The 13,385-nt window shown below is 63.4% G+C and carries 7 protein-coding genes; all 7 read right to left on the minus strand.

The window, feature by feature from the left end; genetic code table 11:
- The coding region (gene addA, locus WBQ77_RS00215) for a double-strand break repair helicase AddA (protein ID WP_424058389.1) at nucleotides 1-2,468 on the minus strand (2,468 nt) is incomplete at its 3' end.
- Nucleotides 2,465-5,539, minus strand: coding sequence for a double-strand break repair protein AddB (gene addB / locus WBQ77_RS00220; RefSeq protein WP_424058391.1), 3,075 nt, complete (start codon nucleotides 5,537-5,539; stop codon nucleotides 2,465-2,467). The genes addA and addB, both read right to left, overlap by 4 nt.
- A 9-nt stretch (nucleotides 5,540-5,548) precedes the next feature.
- A complete protein-coding gene (locus WBQ77_RS00225) occupies nucleotides 5,549-6,274 on the minus strand; it encodes a nucleotidyltransferase family protein (RefSeq protein WP_424043255.1) in 726 nt (241 codons plus the stop codon).
- 12 nt (nucleotides 6,275-6,286) lie between these two features.
- Nucleotides 6,287-7,813 (minus strand): tRNA (adenosine(37)-N6)-threonylcarbamoyltransferase complex ATPase subunit type 1 TsaE, encoded by a 1,527-nt coding sequence (tsaE, locus tag WBQ77_RS00230; protein WP_424043253.1) that lies wholly within the window; start codon nucleotides 7,811-7,813, stop codon nucleotides 6,287-6,289.
- The gene (locus WBQ77_RS00235; RefSeq protein ID WP_424058393.1) at nucleotides 7,810-10,005 is read right to left on the minus strand and encodes an ATP-binding protein; all 2,196 of its coding nucleotides are present in this window, start codon (nucleotides 10,003-10,005) and stop codon (nucleotides 7,810-7,812) included. The genes tsaE and WBQ77_RS00235 overlap by 4 nt, the downstream gene beginning before the upstream one ends.
- A gap of 305 nt (nucleotides 10,006-10,310) precedes the next feature.
- A complete protein-coding gene (locus WBQ77_RS00240) occupies nucleotides 10,311-11,438 on the minus strand; it encodes an ABC transporter substrate-binding protein (RefSeq protein WP_424043249.1) in 1,128 nt (375 codons plus the stop codon).
- A complete protein-coding gene (locus tag WBQ77_RS00245) occupies nucleotides 11,435-13,180 on the minus strand; it encodes a sulfatase-like hydrolase/transferase (RefSeq protein ID WP_424043248.1) in 1,746 nt (581 codons plus the stop codon). The genes WBQ77_RS00240 and WBQ77_RS00245 overlap by 4 nt, the downstream gene beginning before the upstream one ends.
- Nucleotides 13,181-13,385 lie beyond the last annotated feature (205 nt).

Consider the following 13,385-nt stretch of genomic DNA (forward strand, 5'->3'; position numbering starts at 1 on the left):
GCGCGGTAGATTTGCGGGCCCTGGCCATGGGGCACCGAACACGTGTCGGGCATGATCACGATCGGCGCTTGCAGACCTTTGGCGCCATGCACCGTCATGATCCGCACTTCGTCGCGGTCTTGATCCATATCGCGTTTGACGTCGATGTTCTCGTCGCGCAAGGCGGCGATGAAACCTTGCAGGGATGGCGCCGCGTCGCGCTCATACGACAAGGCGGCATCCAGAAACTCGTCGATCGCTTCGGCCGCCTCGGGCCCGATCCGCGAGAGCATGCGCTTGCGCATGCGCAAGGAATCCTCGCCCAGAAGCGCGGCGAAAAACTCGTATGGCGGCAGCATGTCGGCCTGGCCCAGCAGCGCGCGTAGCGTCTTGGAGGCTTCAGCATAACAGGGATTGCTTTGCAGCGCCGTCCAGAGCGAGCCGTCGCGTCCGTGGGCCAAATCGAACAGTGCCGTTTCGTCGAGGCCGAAAAGAGGGCTCTTGAGCACGACGGCCAGGGCCAAGTCGTCCTCCGGCATCAACAGCACGTCGGCGAGGGCCATGAGGTCCTGCACGGCGAGCTGTTCGAGCAGGCGCATACGATCGGCACCGGCGACAGGGATTTCCGCCCGCTTGAGGGCGCGGATCATCGGCGCGGTGAAGGGCTCGCGCCGGCGCACGAGAATGAGGATATCGCCGGCCCGGATGGGACGATCCTGGGATTCCAAGAACTCGCGCGTATCCAGCCAATGCCGGATCTGCCCTGCAAGGCGCTGACAGAGGGCTTCGAGCGCGTCGGTCCCGTTCTCATCTTCGTTCCAGGGCTCGAACGGCGCGCTTGCGGATGGTGCCTCCGTCGTCTCCACGTCCCAGAGTTCAACGAGTCCGGCCTGTCCCTGGCGGGCGGCATAGTGCTGGATGGCCGTGCCTTCCAGAAAAGTCAGACCGCAGGCCGCATCATCCTGCGCGAACACATGGTCCACGGCCTCCAGAACGGGGACGGTCGAACGGAAGGAGACGTTGAGCGGAACCTCGCGCCAGGTCATCTTGGCGGCCTGCGCGGCCGCGCCGAATCTGCGCCCCGTCTCGCCGAAGCGCACGGGGTTGGCTCCCTGAAAGCTATAGATCGATTGCTTTTCATCGCCCACGGCGAACAGCGTCCGGGGCTGCGCCCGTGCGCCTGCGCCGGCAAAGAACTCATCCGCCAGCGCCTCGACGATGGACCACTGCTCGGGGTTCGTGTCCTGGGCTTCGTCGACCAGGATATGGTCCATGCCCCCGTCGATTTTATAGAGCACCCAGGCGGCCGCATTACTGCGCGACAAGAGATCCAGCGTCTTGACGATCAGGTCGTCGTAATCGAGCGCCGCCTCACGCCGCTTCTCCACGTCATAAGCGGTTTGAACCGCATCGGCGAAAGTGAACACCGCGCCGGTCGCCTCCACGACGCGCAAGTGAGCGAGGTCCGTTTCGATGCGCGCGAACGCGATCTTCGCCTCGTCCAGCAACGCGGCAGTGGCGGGCGCGCCATTAAGAACTGCCTTTCCAATCAGCTTCGCTCGAGGTTCACCCTTCTTTGTCAGAAAGAACTCTTTCAACAACGCCACGCGGTTCGATTCCGTGGCGAGACGTGCACGGCGCAATGTTTCCTCAGCACCTTTGTCTGTCTTGGTGTTCCCGAACGTAGAAAGTGCTGTCGCTGCCGTACTGATCTGTTCGTCTGAAAGGACCGAACATTGAGCTGCGACGAGCGCGTCTTCGTCACTGTCCTCGATCCCAAAGAAAGTCTTGAGCGCTTGGGTCTCCAAGTCTGGCCAGTGGGCCGTTGGCGCGCGCTCTGCATGGCGGTGGACAATCCGCGCAAGCTCCGCGCGTTTCGCGAGGATCTCACCCACCACTTCGCGGAACTGGTTTTCGCTGGTCAGCCCAACCACCTTGGATAGCGCGAGGCCCAGCGGGCTATTCGGAGCCGCAACGGCCTTCATGGCGACCGTATCGAAGGCCTCGTTTCGCGCGCGCGTGGCGCTCGTCTCGTCGAGCACGGTGAAGTTCGGCGTCACCGTTGCCTCCAGGGGAAAGCGCTGCAGCAGCCTCTCGCAGAAACCATGAATCGTGTGGATTTTTAGTCCGCCCCGCGCTTCGAGCACGCGTGCGAAAAGCCGCCGCGCGGTCTGCATGTCCTCTTCGTGGAACGGCTCTTTGAGAAGCTGGCCGAGTTCGGCTTGAAGCTTGCCGTCGGGCATCAAGGCCCAGCCCGACAGCGTCTTGAGCAAGCGGTTCTGCATCTCCGCCGCGGCGGTCTTGGTGTAGGTGAGGCACAGAATGCTTTCGGGCGCGGCGCCGGTCAGCAGGAGCCGCAATATGCGCTTCACTAGAACGGCCGTCTTGCCGGTGCCGGCATTGGCCGACACCCAGACGGAGGCCTGCGGCTCGGCGGCGCGCGCTTGATTTGCATCCGCCGTCTGAACGAGTTCGGCGGGCTCGGTCATGACCGCTCACCTTCGGTCAGCCATTCCGGCACACGGGCTAGATGTGCGTAGTCGTCGACCCGGTAGGACGCCGCAAAGGCGGCGTTCGCGCGGCGTTTGACCTCGTAGGGCGTATCGGGACTGTCGAAATGGGCGATCAACGACTCGAGCTTTTCGAGTGCGAGCGCGGCAAGGACATCGGGGCTTTCCTTGCTCGCGTCTTGCTGCTCGCCGCCGCCCCCGCGGCCCGAGGCGTGAATATAGATCAAGCCGCTCACATGAGCGCCCCCAAGCGCGTCGAACCCGCCGCCTTGAGCGATCGCTGCCTCGAGCGGCAGCTGCGGCCGGTAGAGCTCCTTCACATGACTGGGGACCGGCGGCGCGCCGGTCTTGTAGTCGTAGATCACGAGACTCCGATCATCCATCTCGTCGATGCGATCAGCGCGCGCCGTAAGCCGAAAACCCGACGGCAGCGTCAGCGCCCCGGAGAGCTCCGGCAAAGACCTTACGACGTTCGCACGCCGTCCCGGCTCGGTTGCGGCGAACCACGCGGCGAAGCGTTGAAAGCTTGGGCGCCAAAACGCATGTAGGCTCGGATCATCCCCAAGAGTGTCGAACACTGCATCGCCCAGCTCTTCGAGGGCCGCCTCGATGTCGTCCGGCAGCGCGTCCGGATAGGCCTCGGTGAAACGGTTCAGGATCAGATGAAAGGCCGAACCGCGCATGGCGGCGTCCGGAGCCGTGCCGAGCGGCGTCAAGGGTACGAGCTTTAGGATGTGTCTTGCGTAGATCTCGTAAGGGTTGGCAATCCAGCGTTCGATTTGCGTGACGCTCAGGCTGCGCGGCCGCGCCGAGACGGGCGGGCAGGGCCTTGGCGGTTTCGCCGGCGCGAACTTCTCGATCGTGTCCCGGTCCCGCGCCCAGGCCACCCAGTCCTGGGTCGGCGCAAGCTCGTCGCGAAGCCCGCCTGCATCGACCAACGCCTGCAGCCGCTGAAGCCAGCGCGATGGGACGGTCGGCACGCCTTCGACCTTCAGCGCACGGCTCAAGACCACGGACTTGGCGCCGAGGGCCTGGGCGAAATCGTGGGCGGAAAGACCGATGCGGCGCTCAGGGGACGACAGGCCGAGTTCGGCGCGCATGGGGTGGGTCAACCACGGGTCCGCCTCTTGCCGTTTCGGCCAGGAGCCCTCGTTGAGGCCGCCCAGCACCATCAGATCGGGTTGCTGCAGGCGAGCCTCCATCTGGCCCCAGATGAACAGCCGCGGATGGGCGGGCCGTCGCGGCCGCACCGCCTGGCCTGCCAACAGCGTGCGGTATACGGACGGATAGCTCCCTGCGGGCAGTTGGAGCCCGCCGCCCTCCTCGATGAGGCGCGACAGCAGCACCGACAAGGCCTCGCCCGCGTCGCCGCCCCAGAGCGGCACTGCCCCGGTCTCGTCGCGCGCTAGGGCTTCAGCCGCGGCCGCATGAGCCTGCACGAGAGTTGCTGCGCTGTGATGCTCCCCGTCATCGCCAAACAAGTCCTCCAGTGGCACCAACGCCGCCTGAAGAGCCCCTATGAGCCAGGCGGCCTCCGCCCGCTCAGCCTTCGTCAAAGGCGCTTTGGGGTCAAGTCTCCGCAGGGCTTCGGCGGTGCCGGCAAGCCCTCGGCCAAGATAGTCCTTCCGGAAGATGGCGCGCTCCAGTGCACGCGCGATCCGGCGGATGTCGCCCGCCGGCGCGGCCAGACGCGCCAGCGGGTGCTTCAGCAGCGCCATCAGGTCGGGCGGCGCGAAACTACGTTCAACGGCGGCCAGGATCAGATCGAGAAACGCACCCGGCAGGGTGCGCCGAATGGGCGTCCCGGCGGAGTCGTCGATGGCGAGGCCGTAATCCTTCAGGCGCGCCGCCACGCGCCGCGCGAGCTCCCGGTCCGGAGTCACGAGAGCGGCTGTCCTGTCCGGCTGTTCGATGCACCCGCGCAAAATGAGTGCGATGACTTCGGCTTCGTCATGGGCCGTCGGGGCTTCGACAAGGTTGAGCCCTTCAAGCGCGGCGGAAAGGCCAGCAGCGGGCCGGTCTCCTGCGCCCTCAAATGCCTGCTGCCAGCGTTCCGTGGTCTCGGCGGGCCGCAAGGTCTCGCTCACCAAGCGCAGCCGGGCCAGTTCGGGACCGTCAGGGGCGCTGCCTGGGACGGGCATGACGTCGTCACGGGTTGCGTCGAGCTTCTTCAGGAGTTCGGCCATGCTAGCTTGCGGATGTTCGGGATGGCGACCGAGCGTCTCCCAGCTTTCCGCATCGAGCGTCAGATCGAGGCCCGGCAAGACCACGGCGCCGTTTGAAAGCAGAGCGATGGTTTGCAACAGCCGCGCGGTGGCCGGCACGGTGCCCGTGGAGCCTGCGGCAATAACGGGATGGGGCGACCCCGCAGCTAAGCGCTTCGTTTCCTGCGCCATCAGAGCATTGCGCCGGCCGACCGGCGAAACGAGACCTACCTCATGCAGGAAGTTAGGCCATTGCTCGGTGAGGATGGTGAGAAAGGCCACCGTCTCGGCCCAGTGGGCGGCGAGTTCTTTCGGCACGAGCGTATCGAGCGTGCTGAGATCGGCCTCCTCGGAGTCGGCGGCATCCATGAGACTGGCTAAGTCCGCCGCGAGGCCGGCCGCTTGTGCCGGGGTCATCGGGAGCCGGCCTTGCAGTCCGACCGGCCCTGCCACCCCGGCGCCACGGGACCAGGCCAGAATCATGCGCATCAGCGCGATCAAGCGTGCGGTGGGTTCGATAGCCGGTTTGCCGAGGTTGGTATCGGTATCGTCGAACCGCTCCGCGTTCAGGATGAGCGCTTCGTCCTCGTCCGCATGACCGAGCGCCAGGATACGGGGCAGCAGCAAGGCCTCGCCGCCGGACTCTTCCAAAAACGCTTCACGCAAGGTGCGCGCCGCGCGCCGTGTGGGCAGATAGATCGTGGTATGCGGCAGGGAAAGACGGTCGGGTTTCATGCCCCCGGGGGTAGGCAAATCACCGGCAAGGATCGCCCTTGCTAAGGTCGTCAGGAACGGCGCCGAGGGCGGGATTGTGTAGAGGCGGGGCTGTGCGCGGGGCTCAGACACGCGGGTTGCTCATGCGCCTTCGTGCTCGAAGGAGGCTTCCGCCTCGGTGAGGGCGTCAGGTGTACCCACATGCATCCAGCGGCCGTCCAGGCGCGCGCCGTAGAGACGGTCCTTGGTAAGGGCGTTGTCCCAGAGCAGGTTCAGCGAGAAGGGGCCTTCGGGCGCGCCTTCAAAAAACGCCGCCGTGCATAGAGAAACGCCGGCAAAGGCGAAGGGCACGACCTGCCGTTCGCCACGCCGCGAGATGCGTCCGTCCGGTTCCATATCGAAATCGCCGCGCCCGCTATAGCCGATGCTGGTCGACAACGGTGCGAGCAGAAGCAGACAATCCATCAGTGCCGGATTCCATTGACGCAACATCTGGGGCAGGGCCGGGGTCACGCCCTCGCTCCAGACCGAATCCGAATTGTGGATGAAGAACGGCCCTTCGCCGAGTAACGGCAGCGCCTTGGTGGCACCCCCACCCGTGTTGAGCAACTGTTCGCGCTCGTCCGAGATGACGGTTTCCGGGCCTCGGTCCGCGCGGGCCGCCATATGCGCTTCGATCTGCTTGGGCAGGTAATGCACGTTCACGACCGCCGTCTCGACTCCGACGGCGTGGAGACGGTCTAGGACATGATCGATGAGGGTCCGGCCCATAAGCGGCACGAGGGGCTTGGGCATGGTCTCGGTGAGGGGGCGCATGCGTTCGCCGAAGCCGGCGGCGAGTACCATCGCTCTGCGAGCGAGAGTCATGGCGATGTCCTTCTAGAGCGATTTAGGCGGCAGATCCTCGGCGCTCGGGAACGCTCGGGCATAGAACGCGCGAAGATCGGCGAGCGCCGGATGGGCGAGATTACGTTCCAAATAGCGGGCCACCCGCGGCATATGTTCAAGATAGGCGCGCTTTCCGTCACGTATGGCCAATCGGGCAAAGATGCCGAGGATCTTGGAGTTCCGTTGGGCGCCGAGCGTGGCATAGAGCATTCGAAAATCATCGCTTGAGAAAGTCCCACCCCGTGCCGTACGGGCGGCACAGTACCGGTCGAGTTCGGCCCGTTCAAGCGCTTCGGGCACGTCGAGGCGGGCATCTTGAAGCATGGAGACGAGGTCGTACGCCAAGGGGCCGTAGAGCGCGTCCTGGAAGTCCAGAAGGCCGACGTTTCCGATGCCCTCGCGCTCCGGCAATGACATCAGATTGGGCGAATGGAAGTCTCTGAGAACCCATCCGGGATCCGCCTGCGCGGCCGCCTCTAGATGTGGCCGCCACAGGGATTCGAACTCTGCCCGGACCTCTCGGGGGAGGTCTTGTCCCTGGGCCGCCGGCCAAAGCCATTCTGCGATAAGCGAGGCCTCAACCAGCATGGCCTCCGCGTCGAAGCGGGGAACGGCGTAGGCGTTATGACCCTCCACCGGCAACGTTGGATCTGGCGGCGCTTCGGAGAGTGCGAGCAGGACGTCGACGGCCTTGCGCCACAATTCGGGCTGGCTCACACCGCGCGCGAGCACCGCTTTGAAAACCGTGTCTCCGAAATCCTCCAGGACGATGAATCCCTTGTCTAGATCGAACGCTAAGATCTCGGGTGCCGAAAAGCCGCGTGCCCGCAAGGCCTCGGCAACAGCGACGAAGGGTTTGATGTCTTCGGCCAAATGTACGAGAGCGCTATAGGGTTTGCCGTCGCGGATCGGCGGCCCGTCGGGCTGCCGGGGCGAATTCATGAGCACCGCCTGCCGGTCCGGAAGCACTAGCCGCGCGTAGCCGCGCGCAGAGGCGTCTCCTTGCAGATACAGCGCATCGGCCTCGGCGAACGCCGTGCGCTCTAGGAAGCCTGCCATCGCTTGAAGCCGGTGCAACCTGCTCGCCCAGTTTCCATGGCCCGTCAGGACCAGCGTGCGCGTCTCGTGCTGTCCCGATTCATCAAAAACGATGTCGAGCCGGTCCTGCGGAAGCCAGCCCGCCGCCCGTTCGGGCCACTCGATCAGCAAAGCGCCGTCGGCCAAGGCATCGTCCAGGCCCAACTCATCCAGTTCGCCGGCATCGAGGCGGAAAAAGTCGCAATGGCTGAGGGCCAGGCGCGGCGTTTCGTAGCGCTGGATCAGCGCGAAGGTCGGGCTCGGCACTTCGCTTCCCTTGTCGAAATGGGCCACCAGCGTGCGCGCCAAGGTCGTCTTCCCGGCGCCGAGCGGACCCGACAGCGTCACCACGTCGCCGCTCTTGAGATTGAGCGCGATCCGGCTGGCAAGGCGGTCGAGACGGTCCAGATCGACGCCGTCCAGCCTCCAGATTTCGGTCATCCGGCTTGTTTGGCCCGCATGGGGTCCGTCTCTGTCTCGGGCGCCTCCAATTCCTGTCTGAGAGGCAGTAGCACCGTAAATCGCGAACCCCGGCCGGTCGCGCTATTGAGCGTGACCGTGCCGCCATGAAGTTCGGCGAGGCTCCTCACGATCGACAGTCCGAGCCCGGCGCCACGGTGACGCGAGCCTTGGGTCCGGCTTTCGAAGCGATCGAACACGGTGTCTTGGAAGTCCTCTGGTATCCCTGGCCCTTCATCCTCCACGGAGAAGGCGATCATCGCGCCATCGCGCCGGCACCTTAGGCGGGCCACGGAGCACGGCTCCGAGAAGCCGATGGCGTTCGCCAGTAGATTATAGAGGATCTGCGTGACACGGCTAGCGTCCGCGAACACCTCGTCAACCCCGTCCTCGATCTCGATATCGAGCCTGACTTCATTCTGCTTGAGCCGTTCCTCGACGCCCTGTTTGGCCGCCTCGATGATGGACGACACATGCACCGGCGCGAGCTGGAGCCGCAGAGAGCCGGCGTCGATCGTGGCCAGATCCAGAATGTCGTCGACGATGGCGCGCAGCGTCATGCCCGAAGACAGGATGTCATTCACATATTCGCGCTGCTTGTCGTTCAAGGTCCCGAACACGGGCTCGACGAGCATCTGCGCAAAACCCAGCATGCTGTTGAGCGGAGTCCGCAGTTCGTACGACACATGCGAGACGAAGTCGCTCTTGAGACGGTCCGTCGTTTCCAGCGCCTCGTTTTTCTCGATCAGCGCGCGTTCGGCGCGTTTTGAATCCGTGATGTCCGAATAGGTCAGAAGCGTCCCGCCATCGGGCAGGGGTAGAGCGGCGCAGGACAAAACCGTGCCGTCGGGGCGGTCGAACTGGCTGTCATAGGAGCGCCGTTCGGCCACGATCGACGTGACGATCGCCCGGGTCCGCTCCCACTCCTCCGGCGTATCGTAAAGCAGGCTGCACCAGGCCGTGACTTCGTCCACATGCGGCTCGGCATCGAGGAGCTTTGGCGTGAGGCACCAAATGGATGCGAACGCACTATTGTAGAGCCGCAAGCGTCCGTTGGACCCGAACACAGCGACACCTTCGCGCAAGGTGTCCAGGGTCTCGCGCTGCACTTGGCTGAGGGCGTTGAAGCGGCTTTCCAGCGCGATGTGCTCGGTGACGTTCTCGTACAGATAGGTCACGCCGCCATCACTATTGGCGTCGGCCACCACGTGAAGCATGCGGCCGTCCGGCAAATGCCAGCGGTCGTCGACCTGCTTGCCGGTGCCATAGGCGGATAGCCAATCCTGCTTCCAGACGCGGAACTCGGCGCGCTCCTCGAGACGACGCGCCTGACGCAGCCGGTCGAGTATCTCGCCGTCGCGCGGGCGTGTGTCGAGCCAGGCCGCATCGAGCTGCCAGAGATCGACATAGGCTTGGTTGTAATGGGCGAGCCGCTGCGTGGAGTCGAACACTGCGAAGGCTGTCGCGAGACGATCGAAGCTCCGGAAGTGCGTGTCGAGTAGCGCCCGCGCCTCGGCGTTGTCGCGCTCGTTGCGCTTGGACTCGTCGAGCAGGGAACGAAGGGCGGCGACCTGCTTCTCGAGTTCCTTGTGCTTCACCGAAAGCTCGGCCAGCTCGAGCCGTTGACCGGCGATATCGCGGATCTTCAGAACCAGGGTGTGGCCCGCGGTGCGTCCGTCGGCTTCCACATAGCGCTCACGCTTCGTGTGCAGCATCAGATTGAACGGCTCGCCATGTTCGGCGAGCGTCTTCATGGCCGCTTCGAGGTCCGCGGCGGAGGTGTCGTCGAGCCATTGTTCGAAGGCCAGGAGCCGCATGGCATCGCGCGGCACCCCGAATGCGCCGGGCAAGTTAGAGACCAGCAGTTCGGGCTTGGCCGATTCGCCGAGAGTGAGGAGCGCTTGGGGTTCGGCGGCAAGAACGGTCTCGAGCGTGTTTTCGCTCAAGGCCAGGCGTTCGGCTTCCGCTGCCGCGGTGGCTTCGCGCGCCCGGGCCTGTTTGATCGCGCGTAGGCATGCGATGATCATGCCGACCGAAAAGGCAATGACGCCCAGATCGATTCCGAGTTTGAGAAGTGTCACGGGGCTGAGGAAGCCGCTGTCTTCGGCGTGGGCGCTCTGGATGGGCAGCAGCCACGCCGGAACGGAGTAGGCAAGAACGCGGGACAGCGTCATAGGCCACCTTGATTCAGGCGTTGCCTCCTCTGTGCTGGTCCGCATGGTCCCCCTCGCTCCACGCCGCCGTTATGATGCCGATCGTCCGGCGGCAGTGCTCTTCTACGCCGCGTCTGACGTTGCCCTTGCGATTCTGAAACTTACGCGTCTGAAGGCTTGCCGCCGATTAGACGCGAAACCGAGCTGACGGACGCCAGCCGCAAGGACGAATCACTTTGAGATTAACTGCTTCGCGGACTCTTGCCCACCGCTCAAGACTCTTTGATTGAGCCGGGAAAGGTGCCTTCAAGGTCCCGTTTTCTGGGCTAGGGGGTGTCTTCGAAATGAAGGCTTGTGGACGCAAACAGGTCTTCGACGGTGAGTTCCCGTTTCGCGAGCCCTTGTGCGTAGGAGTAACGGAAAAGGGTCTCGAGCGCTTTGCGGTTCCGGTCGATGCCATAGGAATAGAAGTTCGGTCCCATGAGGGCTTTCGTGTCCTCTAGTTCCTGTCCGAACCAGGGAAGCATGTTTGTGGCCCATCCGAGCTGTGCCATCTGCCGGTAGGCGGCAGACTTTGCTTCGACGAAACCGTCAAAGACCGCCTTTAGCAGCCAGGGGTTCTCGGCGGCCACATCGCTTCGGATCGCCACAGCATGCATGATGGGAAAGATGCCGGTCCGCTTGAAATAGGCGCGTTCAACAGTCCTATGATCTGGAAAGAGCCGTCCGACCAGAGGGTTCCCCCCTTGGTAGCAGCGCGGTTCAGCAGCGTGAAAGAGTGCGTCCACCACGCCCTGTTCGAGGAGATCGCTGTCGTCGAGGCCCTCCGGGCCTGTGGTGATGTCGAGGCCCTCGGGGAAGAGGTTCTCCTGTACCGAAGTCTTGCCCGAAGCGCTGGCCGAGGAGTCTTCGGCGGAAACCACCCACTCGATCTCGTTCGGTTTCACGCCATATTCATCATCGAGGATTCCTCGGATCCAAGTCAGCGACGTCGAGGAATAGCCCGGCGTGCCGACGCGCCGTCCGCGTAAATCCTCCGGGCGCTCGATTCCTCGATCCGTACGGATGAAGACGCTTTTGTGCCGGAACTGACGCAGCAGAAAGATCGGCAGCAGCGTATAGTCGCGGAACCCTTCATTGGCATAGGCCAGCATGAACGGGTGCAATCCGATCTCGGTAATCGTCCGCGTGCGGGGCTCATCGAACGCATGGCTGTTCATGTCTCCGATGGCGTCTTCCTCGAAGGTAACCGTGCAGCGGTCGATCCCAGTCTGGCCATTGGCGAGTGCCGCGACGCGGTCGGTTCTATAAGCCGAAACAGTGACCGGTAGCGAGTCGGTGCACCCCGCCGCCAAAGCATTTCGGGCCCGACCAAGGAAGGGAGCGGCTCCCACGACGACCGCTCCGGTCAGAACCTCGCGCCGGCTCGCGCCCGCCCTGTCTCGTTGCGTCACTGCCCGATGCTCGGGTCCATGCTCGGATCGAACGGCAGTTCGTCGAGATGCTCCACATATTCGAGAGGGTCGAAGGGCAGCTTGGAGACATCCATCTTCGGTTTCCCCAGCGCTTCGATCTCAGGCGTGGCGTTCGAAATCCCCGTCCAGGGCACTCCGAACTTCTCTGAGCTGTTGGGATATTTCTTCATCCACAGTTCGTGCCGGAGCCGCATGCGGTTAAACGGACTCTTCAAGTGAATGAGGTTCGTTAGCATCGGCGTCTTCTCTCGCGGGTCTGCTGGGAGGAAGTAGAAAGCGGCGGGAATGCCACTCGCTTCGCCCACGGGATCGGGCGAGATCCAATGACGCTTGTAGTTTCCCTTCACAGTCGCGCCGAGCTTCGGCCCGGCATAGATGAAAACGTAGTCGCGCCGGCTGTTGGTATCGCCCTCCAGCAGCAGCGCCGTTTGATCGACGCCGTCGATAACGCGGTCTGTAGGAATGTACTGCGTCGCACCGGCCAGGTTGGCGAATGTCGTGAACAGATCGACCTCGTGGATGATGTCGCCGACCAGCTGGCCGGGTTTGATCACGCCGGGCCACCAGGCCATCGCCGGCACACGGACGCCTCCTTCGAGAAAGTCGCCCTTGCCCCCGCGGAAAATTGTCTCCGCCATGCCGATTCCCGGCGGCGGGTTGTGGGACATGGGCCCGTTGTCGGCCATCGCGACAATCAATGTGTTGTCGGCAATGCCGAGCTCCTCGAGCTTGGCAATAAGCTTTGCGATGAACGGGTCGATGTTGCACTGGAGCCCGTCCTGTAGGAGGCTCCGCGCGACCGCACACTTATTCGGGTTAGGCAGGAAGCTCGCGAGGTTCGGCCAGTTGGCCACGTAGAAGGGCTTGCCCTCCTTAACGCTCTTTTCGATGAAGTCGAGCGTGCGCTTCTGCGCCTCCGGATCGATCTTCATATAGGTGTCGTGGGAATTGTCGCCCCATTGCTGCGTCTTCTCGCCCTTCTTGCCTTCGGCGATCATCACCCAGCCTTTGGTCACGAAGCTGTCGTCGAGCTTGTAAGGGTCGGGCGGCAGCATGTCTTCGTGCAGGCCGATTGACGCATTGGCGCCTTCGGCGAGCTTGGTATTCAGCGACAGGATCTGATTGTAGCCGGTGAAGAAGGCCTCATCGAAACCCTGGTTGTGGGGATAGCTTTCTTCGATGTCGCCCAGATGCCACTTGCCGTAGAACGCGGTGTTGTAACCGGCCTTGGAAACCACCTCGGCCATCGTTACTTCCTCGCCGCGCATGCCGTGACTCTCCAGCAGCATGCCAATATTGTACATGCCGTTGCGGATCGGGTGGCGCCCGGTCACGACTGCGGCGCGGCTGGGCGTACAGCCGACCTCCGTATACATGCGCGTAAACAGAATACCCTCTTCCGCCAGCCGATTGATGCTTGGCGTCGTCAGGCCACGAACTTTTTGAACCGCAGGAATGCCCACATCACCAAAAGCGGTGTCGTCCCACATGATGTGGATGAGGTTGGGGGGGTGGCCGTGTTTCTTCTTCAACTCGTCGAGCTTCGCTTGAAGCGCGGTATCTTCGGCGGCCCATTCCTCACCATGCTGTGCTTCGATCACGTAATACTCAGCGTCGTGGACAATCTTGTCCTCGGCGGCGGCTGTCCCGGGCGAGGCAAACAGCGTTGCGGCGGCAAGGCTGGCGGCGAAAACTATGGTTCCCCTCGGGAAACGCCTCATAACGAAGTCTCCATGTGTTGGATTTCGGAATATTATAGCCGTCAATATCGAACAGGTAGTGGCAGAGCGGTGACCTCGCAAGCGGTGTGATCGAGAAACCGCAAGAATTCGATCTCCGGCGTCTGAACTTTGCGCGGATTTACGATCGCCATCCGACTCGGTGCCTGCTAAGCTCTCGCCATCTAACAACATTCCTAGCATCGAT

The organism is Methyloceanibacter sp., assembly GCF_049590335.1.
In the GTDB taxonomy this organism is placed as follows: domain Bacteria; phylum Pseudomonadota; class Alphaproteobacteria; order Rhizobiales; family Methyloligellaceae; genus Methyloceanibacter.